Source organism: Croceivirga sp. ABH4_376, from assembly GCF_056160685.1.
In genome coordinates this window covers 123,305-139,440 of the sequence record NZ_JBSWXQ010000005.1, presented here as the reverse complement: position 1 = coordinate 139,440, position 16,136 = coordinate 123,305, and the positions used below count along the sequence as shown (strand labels likewise).

At 37.4% G+C, this 16,136-nt stretch carries 12 protein-coding genes; 3 read left to right on the top strand and 9 right to left on the bottom strand.

The window, feature by feature from the left end; translation table 11 throughout:
* Positions 1-126: 126 nt before the first annotated feature.
* Complete coding sequence (locus ACXAGS_RS12320) at positions 127-468, top strand: pyruvate kinase (RefSeq protein ID WP_474907095.1); 342 nt, start codon at positions 127-129, stop codon at positions 466-468.
* Positions 469-540: 72 nt separating this feature from the next.
* On the opposite strand, the gene ACXAGS_RS12315 is transcribed toward ACXAGS_RS12320, so the two are convergent.
* From ACXAGS_RS12315 to thrA, 7 genes are all read right to left on the bottom strand, one after another.
* Positions 541-1,251 (bottom strand): YebC/PmpR family DNA-binding transcriptional regulator, encoded by a 711-nt coding sequence (locus ACXAGS_RS12315; RefSeq protein ID WP_474907094.1) that lies wholly within the window; start codon positions 1,249-1,251, stop codon positions 541-543.
* A gap of 68 nt (positions 1,252-1,319) precedes the next feature.
* Complete coding sequence (locus ACXAGS_RS12310; RefSeq protein WP_474907093.1) at positions 1,320-1,598, bottom strand: 4a-hydroxytetrahydrobiopterin dehydratase; 279 nt, start codon at positions 1,596-1,598, stop codon at positions 1,320-1,322.
* A gap of 16 nt (positions 1,599-1,614) precedes the next feature.
* Positions 1,615-2,448 (bottom strand): sugar nucleotide-binding protein, encoded by an 834-nt coding sequence (locus ACXAGS_RS12305; protein ID WP_474907091.1) that lies wholly within the window; start codon positions 2,446-2,448, stop codon positions 1,615-1,617.
* 82 nt (positions 2,449-2,530) lie between these two features.
* On the bottom strand, positions 2,531-3,613 hold the full coding sequence (gene gcvT, locus ACXAGS_RS12300) for a glycine cleavage system aminomethyltransferase GcvT (RefSeq protein WP_474907090.1): 1,083 nt from the start codon (positions 3,611-3,613) through the stop codon (positions 2,531-2,533).
* Positions 3,614-3,677: 64 nt separating this feature from the next.
* Positions 3,678-4,976, bottom strand: coding sequence for a threonine synthase (thrC, locus tag ACXAGS_RS12295; RefSeq protein WP_474907089.1), 1,299 nt, complete (start codon positions 4,974-4,976; stop codon positions 3,678-3,680).
* A gap of 1 nt (position 4,977) precedes the next feature.
* Entirely contained in the window at positions 4,978-5,901 is a 924-nt protein-coding gene (locus tag ACXAGS_RS12290; RefSeq protein ID WP_474907087.1) for a homoserine kinase, read from the bottom strand.
* Between the two features lie 2 nt (positions 5,902-5,903).
* Complete coding sequence (thrA, locus tag ACXAGS_RS12285) at positions 5,904-8,345, bottom strand: bifunctional aspartate kinase/homoserine dehydrogenase I (RefSeq protein WP_474907085.1); 2,442 nt, start codon at positions 8,343-8,345, stop codon at positions 5,904-5,906.
* A gap of 255 nt (positions 8,346-8,600) precedes the next feature.
* Between thrA and ACXAGS_RS12280 the strand changes: the two genes are divergently transcribed.
* A complete protein-coding gene (locus ACXAGS_RS12280; RefSeq protein WP_474907084.1) occupies positions 8,601-10,151 on the top strand; it encodes an NAD(P)H-hydrate dehydratase in 1,551 nt (516 codons plus the stop codon).
* Between the two features lie 7 nt (positions 10,152-10,158).
* On the opposite strand, the gene ACXAGS_RS12275 is transcribed toward ACXAGS_RS12280, so the two are convergent.
* Both ACXAGS_RS12275 and ACXAGS_RS12270 read right to left on the bottom strand, forming a co-directional pair.
* Positions 10,159-10,566, bottom strand: a complete 408-nt coding sequence (locus ACXAGS_RS12275; protein ID WP_474907083.1) for an STAS/SEC14 domain-containing protein — start codon at positions 10,564-10,566, stop codon at positions 10,159-10,161.
* A gap of 184 nt (positions 10,567-10,750) precedes the next feature.
* The gene (locus tag ACXAGS_RS12270) at positions 10,751-13,309 is read right to left on the bottom strand and encodes an ATP-dependent Clp protease ATP-binding subunit (RefSeq protein WP_474907082.1); all 2,559 of its coding nucleotides are present in this window, start codon (positions 13,307-13,309) and stop codon (positions 10,751-10,753) included.
* 258 nt (positions 13,310-13,567) lie between these two features.
* On the opposite strand from ACXAGS_RS12270, the gene gyrA reads away from it, so the two are divergent.
* Positions 13,568-16,126 carry a DNA gyrase subunit A gene (gene gyrA, locus ACXAGS_RS12265; protein WP_474907081.1) on the top strand — a complete coding sequence of 853 codons (2,559 nt, stop codon included), beginning with the start codon at positions 13,568-13,570 and terminating at the stop codon, positions 16,124-16,126.
* Positions 16,127-16,136: the final 10 nt, after the last annotated feature.

Here is a 16,136-nt window from a genome sequence, read left to right as displayed (position 1 = left end):
ATGTTTGGCGTGTAATTTTTAGGTATAAAGCTCTTTTTTAAACTGTTATAAATATGTTAATAAACCACTTTAAAACTACTTTTCTTGCGTATGCCATACCAGTATATTTGTGGTGTAAACCGTAGTATGAGACCATTAGAAATAGGAGATAAAGTATATAATGTAAGGCAGAATGGCTTTGCAGATTTTAAAAGATATTCTTTTTCTGTTGTAGTAGAACTTACCAAAACGTTGGCAATTTTAAAGAACGGAGTTCGCTTAATAAATATACCAAAGGAGTCTTTTATTATGGAAGATGTTGGCTATTCCGTGTATAGAAAAAAAGGGGTTCACTGGCATTTGGTTAGTTTAGATGCTATACGTTGCGCTCAGATAGAGAATAGGCGTATTGCTGCGCATGATTGGTTTAAAGAAAAAGAGTTTACCGTTGAAGAAATGATTAAAGTACATGATTTACTAAAACGTTAACATCATTATCGTATAAACAAGAAAGCCGCTAAGTAGCGGCTTTCTTATTGTAATTTGTTTAGTATAAGTGTACTATTCTTTCATAGTATGGTATACGTTCTGTACGTCATCGTCTTCTTCTATCTTTTCCAATAACTTTTCTACATCTGCAACTTGCTCTTCGTTTAGTTCTTTGGTTACTTGTGGTATACGTTCAAAACCAGAAGATAATATCTCAATTTCTCTAGATTCCAACTCTTTTTGTAAATCTCCAAAACTTTCAAAAGGAGCATATATTAAAATACCGTCTTCATCTACAAAAACTTCTTCGGCACCAAAATCTATTAACTCCAATTCTAATTCTTCTGGGTCTAGGCCTTCTCCATTAATCCTAAAATTGCAGGTATGGTCAAACATAAACTCTACAGATCCAGAAGTACCTAAGCTACCATTACATTTGTTAAAATAACTTCTAATATTGGCCACGGTACGGGTATTATTATCTGTAGCCGTTTCTATTAAGATAGCAATGCCATGTGGCGCATAGCCTTCAAAAAGTACTTCTTTATAATCTCCCTGACTTTTGTCAGAAGCTCTTTTAATGGCTCTTTCTATATTGTCTTTGGGCATGTTTACAGACTTGGCGTTCTGTATTACCGCACGCAGTCTAGAGTTGGCATCCGGGTCTGGGCCACCTTCTTTAACTGCCATAACGATGTCTTTGCCAATTCTGGTAAACGCTTTGGACATTGCTGCCCAACGTTTCATTTTTCTGGCTTTTCTAAACTCAAAAGCTCTTCCCATGTTTACACTTTAATTTTTATGATAGCGACAAATTTAATCAATCAAGACTATGAAATACAAATTTGAGCCTAGGCTAAATCTTGAATAGTTTTGGCAAGGTCAAAATCTTTTTGGGTAACGCCACCAGCATCATGTGTGTTCAATTTTATGCTTACGGAATTGTATACATTTTCCCAATCTGGATGATGGTTTTGTGCTTCGCATTCAAACGCAACTCTGGTCATAAAAGCAAATGCTTGCTTAAAATTTTTAAACTCATAGTTTTTTTGAATGCAATTGTCTTTGTAGTCCCAACCTTTTAAGTGGGTCAATTTTTCCGTAATTTCTTTTTCGGTCAATTTTTCCATGACCTAAAATTAAGCATTATTCTATAGGTAGATGATGGTCTATAACTTCTTGATAACCAAATTGTAGGTTTTTGGGTAGTAGGTGATTTTTGGGTAACGCAGCTAGGTAACGGTCATCATTAGTTGTGTAAACTTTTTTAAGGATAGGGTGAAAGTTACCAAGATTTTGAATGGTTTCTTTTATAAAATCTTCATGATGTACCAAATCTTTACTTCCAAGGTGATAAATACCATAAAGGTTTTGGTTTATGATGTAATGTATTTGTTGAGATAATTTATCATCATCGATAACATTGGTTATTAAATTTGGAAACACCTCGATAGGTTCTTTTTCTTGTAAAGCCGTTCTTATTTCTTTAAGACGAGGGGATGCATTGCCAAAAACCATAGAAACCCTTAGTATGGCCATTTTCTCTTGAGGTATTCTCATGAGCATGTTCTCTATCCTAATTTTCAATTTTCCATAAATACTTCCAGACAAGGTTTTGTCATATTCGTACGATGGAAACTTGCTGTAGGCGTCAAATACATTGGCCGATGATATGAATAGTATTTTGGCATCATTCTCAGACACGTATTCTACCAAATGTTGGTGGGCAATAAGCTGGGCGGCAAAATCGCCCCTCACGGCAGAGATGATAATATCGGGCTTTATTTTTTCCAAAATTGGAAAAACATCGTCCTCTACCATATTGTAAGGATAAAATTGCTGATTATTCCTAAACGTAGGGTTGGTGCAATAGGTGCCATACGTATCAAAATAACCCCTAAGTTCTTTATACAAGGCATTACCTATAAAACCGCTACCACCTAAAATCAGTATTTTTTTTCCTTTTTCTCTACTACTCAAATCCGCTTTCTCCTTTATTTAAAAAAACAAACATCCTATCTTTTACAAAGGTAGGATGCTTTAATATAGTTTTCGTTTCTGTTTAAACCTTATAAAAGGGTAATTTTACCACTTGTGCCGGCACTGTCTTTTTACGTATTTGAATGTGTATTTGGGTGCCAGGTTTGGCCATATTGGTAGGTACGTACCCTAATCCAATGCCTTTATTAAGAGAAGGAGACATGGTACCAGAGGTAACGGTGCCAACAGTGGTATTATCTGCCACAATTGCATACCCTTGTCTGGGTATTGCTTTTTCTAACATTTCAAAAGCCACCAACTTTTTAGAAACCCCATTTTCTTTTTGTTGGGCCAATGCATCCGAATTAACAAAATCTTTGCTGAATTTGGTAATCCATCCTAAACCAGCTTCTAAAGGCGAAGTAGAATCGTCTATATCATTACCATACAAACAATACCCCATCTCTAAACGTAAAGTATCTCTAGCGGCTAAACCAATAGGCTTAATTCCATAAGCTTTACCTGCTTCAAAAACCTTGTCCCAGACTTGCTGTACTTCAGCGTTCTTACAATAAATCTCAAACCCACCGGATCCCGTGTAACCTGTTGCTGAAATAATTACATGTTCTATTCCGGCAAAATCCCCAACTACAAAGTTGTAGAAGCTGATAGCGGATAAATCATGCGAACTTAAAGATTGCATAGCTTCAAGAGCTTTTGGACCCTGAATGGCCAAAAGTGAGTAACCTTCGGATAAATCTTTCATGTTGGCTTCAAATTCCTTGTTGTATTTAGAAATATGATTCCAATCTTTTTCTATGTTAGCCGCGTTTACAACCAATAAAAAGGTTTCTTCTTTAACACGATAGATGATTAAATCGTCTACCACACCACCCGTTTCATTGGGCATACAACTATATTGTGCTTTACCAACCGTGAGTTTACTGGCATCATTAGAACTGATTTTTTGAATTAAGGCCAATGCGTTAGGTCCTTCTATCAGAAACTCTCCCATGTGGGAAACATCAAAAACACCCACTCCATTACGGACGGTTTCATGCTCGGCATTAACCCCTTCATAGGAAACAGGCATTTCGTAACCAGCAAAGGGTACCATTTTAGCACCCAAGGCAACGTGTGTATCGTTTAAAGCAGTTTTTTTCATTAGTTGAAATTTAGTCTGCGCAAAAATATTAAATCTAGCTGGGTTAAAACGTGGCTATTTGTCATTATGATTTTAACAGATAGGTTTTTAGTTCTTTATAAGAGGTTATTGTAATAGCTTCTTTTTTCCCATTCATGACCTTCATAATCTGTGGTGGAATTTCTGGTTCTATACCAAGCGTTTCTTTTACCACGGGTAAAAATTTAACAGGATGCGCTGTTTCTAAAAATATGCCATAGGTGTTTGGGTTGGTTTCTTGGAACTTTTTAAGCCCAAGATAACCTACGGCTCCATGCGGATCCGCTACGTAACCTGTTTCTTCATAAATTTTTTTCATGGAAGCTTTTGTTTCCTGGTCTGTAAAAGAATAGGAAGAAAGGCTTTTAGAAAGCGTTTCAAATGCATTATCATATAATTGCTGTATTCGTATAAAATTACTGGGATCGCCCACATCCATTGCATTGCTAATAGTAGCTGTAGATGGTTTAGGTCTATATTTGCCTTTTGACGCCATAAACTGAGGTACCACATCATTTACATTTGTTGCGGCCACAAAGTGCTTTACGGGCATTCCTAACTTTTGGGCTACCATACCGGCACAAATGTTTCCAAAATTTCCAGATGGAACGGAAAAAACAATTTCTTGGCCCTGTTCTTTTGCTTGTTTATAGGCAAATAAATAGTATAAGAGTTGAGGGAGCCAACGGGCTACATTGATGCTATTGGCAGAAGTTAGCTTCCTAACTTTGGTAATGTCCGTATCTAAAAATGCCGTTTTTACCATACTCTGGCAGTCATCAAAAACACCATTTACTTCAATTGCCGTTATGTTTTGCCCTAGTGTAGTTAATTGCTTTTCTTGAATATCGCTGACCTTACCACTAGGGTATAGGATAACCACACGAACCCCTTTTACACCTAAAAAACCGTTAGCTACAGCGCCACCTGTATCACCAGATGTAGCCACTAGAACTGTGACTTCTTCATCATTACCCTCAGAAAAATAGCCTAAGCAATTGGCCATAAAACGAGCTCCTACATCTTTAAAAGCCATGGTTGGGCCGTGAAACAATTCTAAGGTTGCTACATTTTTTTCAATTGGCACTATAGGAAAATCAAAATCTAATACATTGGCCAATATTTCACGTAGACGTTGGTTTGGAATTTCATCAGCTACAAATTGATGAATGGCATTAAATGCAATTTCCTCTTTACTAAGGGCCGTTATATTCTTAAAAAATGATTCTGGTAGTGGTGTTATTTGTTCTGGAAAATACAAACCTTTATCTGGGGCAATACCGGCTATCACAGCCTCTTTAAAAGTTGCGGTATAAGATTTATCGTTTAGGCTATAGTATGTCATTCTATAAAATTTTGTGTACCCCTGAGGATGCTATTTTAGAAACATGGATATCAAAATCTATCCCCGTTTTACTGTAAATTGTTTTTATGGTTTCTGCAACTTGTTTAGCCATATCCTCGCCTTTGCTCAATGCAAAAATAGAAGGGCCAGAACCAGAAATACCGGCACCTAATGCACCAGTTTCTTTTACACTTTCGGTAACTTTTTTAAATTCTGGTATCAATATAGAACGTATAGGCTCTATTATATGGTCTTCTAACGAACGGCCAATTAGATTGTAATTTGAAGTGTATAGGCCGGCAACCAAACCACCCATATTACCCCATTGTTTAATTCCCTGCTCAAGGGAAAATGTATTTTTTAGAATTTTCCTGGAGTCAGAAGTTTTTACTTCTATCTGTGGATGTACTACCGTTGCATATAATTCTTTAGGCGTGGGTATGGGTACTATATCTAATGGGCTGTAACTGCGTACTAAAGTAAAACCACCAAAGATGGCAGGAGCCACATTGTCTGCATGAGCAACATTACTGGCTAATTTTTCGCCCTGCATGGCAAAAGTGGTTAGTTGGGTAAAATTAAACGGATTGTCCAGTAAAATGTTCATGCCCACTACAGCACCTGCAGAACTGGCAGCGCTACTACCAATGCCGCTACCGGGTTTTATTTTTTTATGGATTTCTATTTCAAATCCGCCCTTATAATCAGATGCTTCTAAAAGTGCCAAGCCTGCCACGCCTGCCACATTTTTTTCTGTTGCCAAGGGTAAATCTTGACCGGTAATTTTGGTGATAGTTATACCTGGTTCCTTTTTTTTACGGACTATCATGGTATCCCCAACAGTTTCCAAAGCCAGACCAAGAACATCAAAACCACAAGAAACATTGGCAATTGTGGCAGGGCAAAATAGTTGAATTTCTTCCATACCTAAAAATTACCAATTCTAACAATGTCCGCAAAAATACCAGACGCCGTTACATCTGCTCCGGCACCGGCTCCTTTAATTATCAAAGGTTGTTGTGGGTATCGCTCCGTGTAAAATAAAACAATATTGTCACTACCTTCTAAGTTGTAGAAATCATGCCCTTGCGGAATTTCTTGTAAACCAACCTTGGCTTTGCCATTTTCAAATTGTGCTACATATTTAAGTTTACACCCTTTATCGGCTGCATTCTTATAGCGCTTTTGAAAATCTGCTTCATATTTAATCAAGGTTTTAAAAAAGGCCTCATTAGAGTTGGTTTGTAAACTCTCTTCAGGTAAAAAAGCTTCGTTTTCAATATCCGTTAATTCTAACTGGTAACCACTTTCTCTAGCGAGTATTAGAATTTTACGGGCAACATCAATTCCACTTAAATCTATTGTAGGGTCTGGTTCTGTGTAACCTTGTTCTTGTGCTTGTTTAACAACATCATGAAAAGTGGTTTCACCATTAAAATTATTGAACACAAAATTTAAACTACCAGAAAGCACAGCCTGTATTTTCTTTACTTTATCACCAGAAACAATTAAATGTTTTAGGGTATCCAAGATTGGTAAACCTGCCCCAACGTTGGTCTCAAACAAAAAAGGAGCGTTGTATTTTTTGGCTAATTGCTTAAGCGAAAGGTAATTTTGATATTCGCTAGAGCAGGCAATTTTATTGCAGGTAACCACTGAGATACTGCTCTTTAAATAGTTATTATAGGTTGCTGCAACAGTAGCATTTGCGGTATTATCTACAAAAATGCTGTTGCGGTAATTTAAGTCTTTAATTTTGGTAATAAATGCGTCTTGGCTAGCTTTAGTACCAGAATCTAAGGCATTTTGCCAATTAGATAGATCTATACCACTTTCTTGAAAGACCATTTTTCTAGAATTAGCAATACCTATAACACGCACATTTAGTTTTAATTCCTTCTTTAAATAACTATGCTGTTGCTGTAATTGTTGCAATAATTTGGAACCTACGTTGCCACAGCCCATAACAAAGAGGTTCAATTGTTTTATATTCTCTTCAAAAAAGGCTTCGTGCAATGCATTTAATGCCTTTTTAATATCCTTTTTATCAATTACGGTAGAGATATTACGCTCAGAAGCACCTTGAGCTATAGCCCTAATATTCACGTTATTTTTTCCTAACGTAGAAAACATTTTTCCGCTAAGCCCTTGATGGCTTTTCATGTTGTCGCCTACTAAGGCAACAATAGCTAAGTCTGTTTCTACTTTTACCGGATGTATTTTATTGGAAGCAATCTCGTATTCAAACGCTAGGTTTACCGCTTTAGAGGCGTTGGCAACATCCTTATCTGCAATACCAATGCAAATAGAATGTTCAGAAGAGGCTTGGGTAATTAAAACTACGCTAACCCCAATTTGGCTTATTGTTTCAAAAAAACGTTTAGAAATACCTGGAATACCTACCATTCCGGGACCTTCTAAAGACAACAGACTAATGTTTCCAATATGGCTTATACCTCTTACGGTTTTACCTTCTCCATTAGTGTTCTTTGTAATTAAAGTTCCTTCTTGTTCTGGTTCAAAAGTGTTTTTTATGACTATAGGTATCTCTTTATTTAAAACGGGTTGTATAGTAGGAGGGTAGAGCACTTTGGCACCAAAATGTGATAACTCCATAGCTTCTTCATAAGATATATGGGCAACACATTTAGCCTGCTTTACCAATTTTGGATTGGCGGTATACATACCGCTAACATCTGTCCAGATTTCTAAAATTTCACTATTTGTTGCTGCTGCTAGAATGGCCGCGGTAAAATCAGAACCCCCTCTACCTAATGTTGTGGCGTCTCCTTCTTCTGTTGCTGCCACAAAACCCGGTACAATGGTAATATGGTGCGGATTGTTTTCAAAAAATGCAGCAACTTGTTCATTGGTATTACTAAAATTTACGGATGCATTACCAAATTTGTCATTGGTAACTATAAGTTCTCTTCCATTTTTGAGAATCGCATCTAAGCCTTCGGCCTTAAAATGTTCACTTATTAAATAAGAAGAAAGTAATTCGCCATAGCTTACCACTTTATCAGAAAGGCGTTGCGTGGTTTCACCAATTAAAAAAGCCCCTTCTAGTAAGGTTTCCAAATCATTGAGTTCGCTCTTTACCTTGCTAATTATTCCGCTATGTATGGCAACAGGAAATAGTAATTTAATAGCGTTAAAGTGTCTTTCTTCTATTTGCGAAAGAATTTCTTTGTAGCCTATATCGTTCTTGGCAGCTAGGTCTAAGGCGTTTAATAATAAATCGGTAACGCCACCAAAAGCGGAAACCACCACAATAGTTCGTTCTTGGTTTTGTTCAACTATAGCTTTTACAAGTTTTATATTATTGGCATTGGCGACAGAAGTGCCACCAAATTTTAGGGTTTTCATGTGAAATGAAATTTAGATTTAAACGAATTTAATTGAAATAAGGACGGAAAGTATATATATAGATTACCCCAAAGGGGTTGTAGTGGTAATTGTACGGAAGTTGAAATTACCATGTGAAAAAGTTGTTTTAATGTCCGATTGCTTAAATTGCATGCTTCAATTATCTATACCAAAAGTAGTGTATAGCAAATAGGCATCAAATAGATTCGTCTTATTTTTACGATATTATCAATTTAATACAATCATTCTTATATAATGAAAATTTTATCTGCAAAACAAGTACATGAGGCTGACAATTTCACAATAAAGAAATACGGAATTACCAGTGATATGCTCATGGAACGAGCTGCTGACCAAGTTTTTAATTGGATACATACTAGGTTACAGGGTAATCCAATAAAAATTCATGTTTTCTGCGGAATTGGTAATAACGGAGGGGATGGTTTGGCCGTTGCCAGGATGCTTAAGGAGCATTATTATAATGTAGCGGTCTATGTAGTAAATTATAGCGAAAAACGTTCTAAGGATTTTTTAATAAACCTAGATCGTTTAAAAGAGCGTAAGCTATGGCCAGAATTCATAGATGATAACTTACACTTAACCCCAATTAGTAAGGACGATGTAGTTATAGATGCCATATTTGGAATAGGCCTTAATAGAGACCCTGAACCTTGGGTGGTAAAAGTATTAAGCCATATTAATGGTTCTGGTGCTTTTGTATTAAGTGTAGATGTGCCTTCTGGTTTGTTTATGGAGCAAGCCCCCTCTAGTGAAGCAAATGTGATTAAAGCTGATGTTGTTTTAAGTTTTCAGACTCCTAAACTTCCCTTTTTTTTACCAAAGACGGCAAGTTATTTAAACCATTGGGAACTGCTGGATATTGGTTTAGACGCTGAATTTATTTATAATGCTCCTACGGCATACCAATATATAGGTAAGCCTGAGGTAGCTGCCTTATATAGGCCACGATTAAAATTCTCTCATAAAGGAACGTACGGTCACGCATTAATTGTAGGTGGCAGTTATGGTAAAATTGGGGCTGTACATTTGGCGGCAAAAGCTACATTAACGGTAGGGGCTGGCTTGGTTACTGCTTTTGTTCCGGCGTGCGGTTACTTGCCGTTGCAAACCGCTTTACCAGAAGTTATGGTATTAACAGACGAACAAGAAAAGCAGATTAGCGCTATTGAAGTGCCAGAACAAGTAAATGTAATTTGTTTGGGAATTGGTTTAGGGCAGCAAGAAGATTCCAAATTAGCACTAGTCAATTTTTTAAAGAAGAATAAATTACCGTTGGTTTTAGATGCTGACGCTTTAAACTTGTTGTCAGATAATAGAGAACTGTTGGAATTGGTGCCTGAGGGGTCTGTTTTTACACCACATCCAAAAGAATTTGAGCGTTTGGTTGGTGCATGGTCAAGTGATTTTGAAAAGTTAGATAAAGCAAAAAAATTCAGTGAGCAAACCAAAAGTGTATTGGTCTTAAAGGGCGCTCATACTATCTGTTTTTATAATGGCGTTGGCTATATTAACTCCACTGGAAATCCGGGTATGGCCACAGGAGGTTCTGGTGATGTTTTAGCAGGTATGGTAACTGGGTTAATAGCACAGGGCTATGATGTTCTGGCGGCAAGCGTTATGGCAAATTATTTACATGGCCTATCGGCAGATATGTCTGTTGCCAATATGGGGTATGAAGCGTTAACCGCGAGTAAGATTATTGATGGTATTGGTGCTTCTTTTGTTGAATTGTTTAAACGTGAACAGCCACAACAGCAAGGACAACAAGAGGAGGTGCAGCTATAAGGGTTTTTTATTTCTTTTTTGCTTTTACCTTTTTTTGAGCCCATGCAATCGCGTTTTCGTATTCTATAAAAAACTCCATTTGTTTCTTATAAAATAGTTTTTCAATCTTAAAGTTGTGCATGTCTATTTCTTTTTTAGATACAACCGCCAATGCTTTAAGGTTATCTAGTTCTCTTAGGTACGTATAAATAATGGGGTCTATAGCAAAAGAATTTTTTCTATAACTGATGTATGCAAAGGGCCTTTCCCTAAAATGGATTTCTGTAATTCCAATAAGTTGATACAAACGCTCAAGAGTTAATGTAGTACCCTCGTTAAAATGCGAAACAATATAGTCTTCAAAGACTTGTATTATACCCGCATCCAAGTGGTACTCGCGCACAACCACTTGTTTCTTTGCTGCCCCAAATTTCATTTGCTCTTATTATAGTGTCTCAAGGACAAAACTAGAAAGGTGTACTGCGGTGTTGAAATTTATTAGATTAAAAGCAGATTTAGCTGGACAAATGTTAAAAAAAATGGACTTTTATCGATTTTAGACGCAACCATAAAAAAGGACTGCATCTGCAGTCCTTTTCAAAAACCTTGTAGCTAACCTTTTAGTCTTCTTTTGTTTCAGAAGATTTTTCAGCTTTATTAATTTTTATGGTCAACTCTTCTTTCTCTTTGTCCAAGTCCATAAAAATGCTATCACCTTCTTCTAGGTTGGCATTTACAATTTCTTCTGCAAGGGCGTCTTCAATGTATTTTTGAATAGCTCTTTTTAATGGTCTTGCGCCATATTGCTTATCAAAACCTTTGTCTGCAATGTAATCTTTAGCCTCTTCTGAAAGGGTTAAATCATAACCAATATCCTTGATGCGTTTGAACAATCTGTTCAACTCTATATCTATTATTTTGTGAATGTCTTCACGTTCTAATGCATTAAATACAATAACGTCATCAATACGGTTTAAGAACTCAGGAGCAAATGCCTTTTTTAATGCATTTTCTATTACACTTTTTTGATGACTATCTGCCTGTGCTTTTTTAGAAGCCGTTCCAAAACCAACACCTTGTCCAAAATCTTTTAATTGTCTGGCACCTATGTTAGAGGTCATGATTATAATGGTGTTCCTAAAGTCTATTTTTCTACCTAAACTATCTGTGATAAAACCATCATCCAATACTTGTAATAACATGTTAAATACATCTGGATGGGCTTTTTCAACCTCGTCTAGCAATACAACAGAATAGGGTTTTCTACGCACTTTTTCTGTTAATTGTCCACCTTCTTCGTAGCCAACGTAACCTGGAGGTGCACCAACTAATCTGGATATAGCGAATTTTTCCATGTATTCGCTCATATCTATACGAATTAGCGCGTCTTCAGAATCAAATAGCTCTTTTGCTAAGACCTTGGCCAACTGGGTTTTACCCACACCTGTCTGTCCTAAGAAGATAAAAGAGCCAATAGGTTTGTTTGGGTCTTTAAGTCCTGCTCTGTTACGTTGTATGGCTTTAGCAACTTTTTGTACCGCTTCGTTTTGACCAATAACAAAATCTTTGATTAAGTTGGGCAGTTCTGCAAGTTTGTTGCTTTCTGTCTGTGCTATCCTATTTACTGGAATACCGCTCATCATACTTACCACGTCCGCAACGTTGTCTTCTGTAACCGTTTCCCGGTTAAGCTTACTTTCTTCTTCCCATTGTTCTTGGGCAGATGCTAAATCTTTTTCTAAGCGTTTTTCATCATCACGTAGTTTTGCGGCTTCCTCGTATTTCTGCTTTTTAACTACGCTGTTCTTCAGTTCCCTAACATCTTCCAATTGTTGTTCTAACTCTAGAATTTGTTTAGGAACGTCCATGTTTACAATATGAACACGAGAACCAGCTTCATCTAAGGCATCTATAGCTTTGTCTGGTAAAAAACGGTCCGTCATGTATCTATTGGTTAGGTTTACACAAGCTTTAATAGCATCGTCTGTGTAGACCACATTATGGTGGTCTTCGTATTTCCCTTTAATGTTCATAAGGATTTCTATGGTTTCATCAACTGTGGTTGGTTCTACCATTACCTTTTGGAACCTTCTTTCAAGGGCACCGTCTTTTTCAATATACTGGCGGTACTCATCTAATGTGGTAGCACCAATACATTGAATTTCACCACGGGCCAACGCTGGTTTAAACATATTAGAGGCATCTAAACTTCCGGTTGCGCCCCCTGCACCAACAATGGTATGAATTTCGTCTATGAAAAGAATGATATCATCATTTTTCTCCAACTCGTTCATTACCGCTTTCATTCGTTCTTCAAACTGCCCACGATATTTGGTACCTGCCACCAATGAGGCAAGGTCTAAAGTAACAACCCTTTTGTTGTATAGTATTCTAGAAACCTTTTTGTTAATAATACGTAGGGCCAAACCTTCTGCAATGGCACTTTTACCTACACCGGGTTCACCAATTAAAAGTGGGTTGTTCTTTTTACGTCTACTCAAAATTTGAGACACACGTTCAATTTCTTTTTCCCTACCCACTACCGGGTCTAGCTTGTTATCTTCTGCAAGACGCGTAAGGTCTCTACCAAAATTGTCCAAAACAGGGGTTTTGGATTTTTTATTGCCTTTTGCCTGTCCAGAAGAACCAAAGGTACTCTCCTTTCCATCTCCTAAATCGTCAGGTTCTCCAGGGAAAGATTCTGCCCTTGGTGAATCTGTAAAATCGTCGTCGCTTGTTATCATAGACTTAAATTGCTCTTTTACGTTATCATAATCAACTTTAAGTTTATGGAGCAATTTGGTTGTAGGATCGTTTTCGTTCCTTAAGATGCACAATAGCAAGTGTGCTGTATTAATAGATGAGCTTTGAAAAAGCTTAGCCTCTAAAAAAGTTGTCTTTAAAGCTCTTTCTGCCTGTCTAGTTAAATGTAGGTTTTTTTTATCTTTTTGTGTGGTACCTGCACTGGGGTTTGCGGGGCTTAATATTTCTACCTTCCTCCTCAAATGATCCAAGTCCACATCCAGGGCATCTAATATGTTAATTGCTTTGCCGTTTCCGTCTCGCAATAATCCTAACATCAAATGTTCGGTGCCAATAAAGTCGTGCCCTAAACGCAGGGCTTCTTCCTTACTGTAAGCAATCACATCTTTTACCCTTGGTGAGAAATTATCATCCATAGCTTATCTTTTCCGAACTTAAAATTAATAAAAGTATTGCAACCTTGTCCAAATACCGTACCTATATTCGATAAAGAAGTGCTAAATCACGGAAAATGTCAGGCTTTTGTAAAAACTTTAACGAAATACCCCTTCATAATATTGAATTCAAAGTGTTAATAATTTTTTTAATAAAGAAGTTTGTCAGTTCCCGTAAGGCGGCAATTTTTGGTATATTGCCACGATATTTAAACTGCAATTAAATTTAGCAAAATAAGTATGGCTGAAGGAGAAAAATTAATACCGATCAACATCGAGGACGAAATGAAATCTGCCTACATTGATTATTCAATGTCGGTCATTGTGTCACGTGCCCTGCCAGATGTTAGAGACGGTCTTAAACCGGTACACCGTAGAGTACTTTTTGGAATGCATGAATTGGGTGTAAGGTCTTCTAGTTCTCACAAGAAATCTGCGCGTATTGTTGGTGAGGTATTGGGTAAATACCACCCTCATGGCGATACATCTGTATATGATACCATGGTGCGTATGGCCCAAGAATGGAGTCTGCGTTATATGCTGGTAGATGGTCAAGGTAACTTTGGTTCCGTAGATGGCGATAGCCCTGCGGCAATGCGTTATACGGAGGCCAAAATGCGTAAGATTTCTGAGGAAATGTTGGCAGATATAGACAAAGATACTGTTGATCACCAACTAAACTTTGATGATACCTTAAAAGAACCTACTGTTTTACCAACCCGTATACCCAATTTATTGGTTAACGGAGCTTCTGGTATTGCTGTGGGTATGGCTACCAATATGCCGCCCCATAACCTATCTGAGGTTGTGGACGGTACCGTAGCTTATATTGATAATAGCGATATTGAGATAGACGAATTAATTACTCACATTAAAGCGCCCGATTTTCCTACTGGTGGTATTATTTATGGATATGACGGTGTCAAGGAGGCTTTCCATACCGGTCGCGGACGTGTAGTTATGCGTGCAAAGGCTTCTTTTGAAGAAGTTCAGGGTAGGGAGTGTATCGTGGTTACGGAAATACCTTATCAGGTAAATAAGGCAGACATGATCAAGAAGACTGCCGATTTAGTTAACGATAAGAAAATAGAAGGTATTTCTACCATTAGGGACGAGTCCGATAGAAAGGGTATGCGAATCGTGTATATGTTAAAACGCGATGCCATACCAAACATCGTGCTTAATATGTTGTACAAATACACGGCATTACAATCTTCTTTTAGCGTAAACAATATTGCCTTGGTCAATGGTAGGCCCAAATTATTGAACCTAAAGGAAATTATCCATCATTTTGTAGAGCACAGGCATGAGGTGGTTGTGCGTAGAACGCAATATGAACTTAAAAAGGCAGAAGAGCGCGCCCATATTTTAGAAGGATTAATCATTGCTTCTGACAATATTGATGAGGTAATTGCAATTATCCGCGGATCTTCTAATGTAGAAGAAGCTAGAAATAGCTTGATGGAACGCTTTAAATTAACCGAAATACAAGCTAAGGCCATTGTAGAAATGCGTCTTAGACAGTTAACGGGTCTAGAACAAGATAAATTAAGGGAAGAATATGATGAGTTAATTAAAACCATTGAAGACCTTAAAGACATCCTGGAAAAGAAAGAGCGCAGAATGCAAATCATTAAAGATGAATTGCTAGAGGTTAAGGATAAATATGGCGATGCCAGACGTTCGGAAATCAATTTTGCCGGAGGCGATTTGAGCATAGAAGATATGATTCCAGATGAGCAAGTGGTAATTACCATTTCTCATGCAGGTTATATCAAAAGAACCTCACTTTCTGAATATAAGACACAAAATAGAGGAGGAGTAGGCCAAAAGGCATCTAACACCCGAAACGAAGATTTCTTAGAACATTTGTTTGTAGGTACCAACCACCAATACATGTTGTTCTTTACCCAAAACGGAAAGTGTTTCTGGATGCGTGTTTATGAGATTCCAGAAGGCAGTAGAACTTCCAAAGGAAGGGCAATTCAGAATCTAATCAATATAGAGTCAGAAGATAAGGTTAAAGCCTTTATTTGTACGCAAGACCTTAAAGATGAGGGCTATGTAAATAGCCATTATGTAATTATGGCAACCAAAAAGGGTACGGTTAAAAAGACTTCTTTGGAACAATACTCTAGACCCAGACAAAATGGTATCAATGCCATTACTATAAAAGATGGGGACGAATTGCTAGAGGCAAAATTAACTACGGGTACCAGCCAAATTTTCTTAGGATTAAAATCTGGTAAGGCTATTCGTTTTGAAGAAAGTAAAACCAGACCTATGGGTAGAAATGCGTCGGGTGTGCGTGGTATTACTTTAGCTGATGACAAGGATGAGGTTATAGGTATGGTTTCTGTGAACAACTTTGAAGATAATATACTAGTTGTTTCAGAAAATGGCTATGGTAAAAGATCCGATATTGAAGATTATCGCGTAACTAATAGGGGTGGTAAAGGTGTAAAGACCATTTCGATAACGGATAAGACGGGTGGATTGGTAGCTATAAAGAATGTTACCGATTCTGATGACTTAATGATTATTAATAAATCCGGTATTGCTATCCGTTTAAGCGTAGAAGATTTAAGGGTTATGGGTAGGGCAACCCAAGGTGTTAGGCTTATAAACCTTAAAGGAAAAGATTCTATTGCGGCGGTAGCAAAAGTGATGAAAGATGAAGATGCCGTAGAAGATGTTGATGTTATGGATATAGAAGTGAAATCTGAAGATGGCACGGCTATTGATAATAAGACAGACGAAAATGGTTCTGAAGAGGCGTCCAATCCGGATAACGAATAGAAAAGAACCT

Bases quoted from the DNA above. Each gene is read 5' to 3' on its own strand.
- ACXAGS_RS12320 (WP_474907095.1), top strand. From the start codon at position 127: ATGAGACCATTAGAAATAGGAGATAAAGTATATAATGTAAGGCAGAAT.
- ACXAGS_RS12315 (WP_474907094.1), bottom strand. From the start codon at position 1,251: ATGGGAAGAGCTTTTGAGTTTAGAAAAGCCAGAAAAATGAAACGTTGG.
- ACXAGS_RS12310 (WP_474907093.1), bottom strand. From the start codon at position 1,598: ATGGAAAAATTGACCGAAAAAGAAATTACGGAAAAATTGACCCACTTA.
- gcvT (WP_474907090.1), bottom strand. From the start codon at position 3,613: ATGAAAAAAACTGCTTTAAACGATACACACGTTGCCTTGGGTGCTAAA.
- thrC (WP_474907089.1), bottom strand. From the start codon at position 4,976: ATGACATACTATAGCCTAAACGATAAATCTTATACCGCAACTTTTAAA.
- ACXAGS_RS12290 (WP_474907087.1), bottom strand. From the start codon at position 5,901: ATGGAAGAAATTCAACTATTTTGCCCTGCCACAATTGCCAATGTTTCT.
- thrA (WP_474907085.1), bottom strand. From the start codon at position 8,345: ATGAAAACCCTAAAATTTGGTGGCACTTCTGTCGCCAATGCCAATAAT.
- ACXAGS_RS12280 (WP_474907084.1), top strand. From the start codon at position 8,601: ATGAAAATTTTATCTGCAAAACAAGTACATGAGGCTGACAATTTCACA.
- ACXAGS_RS12275 (WP_474907083.1), bottom strand. From the start codon at position 10,566: ATGAAATTTGGGGCAGCAAAGAAACAAGTGGTTGTGCGCGAGTACCAC.
- ACXAGS_RS12270 (WP_474907082.1), bottom strand. From the start codon at position 13,309: ATGGATGATAATTTCTCACCAAGGGTAAAAGATGTGATTGCTTACAGT.
- gyrA (WP_474907081.1), top strand. From the start codon at position 13,568: ATGGCTGAAGGAGAAAAATTAATACCGATCAACATCGAGGACGAAATG.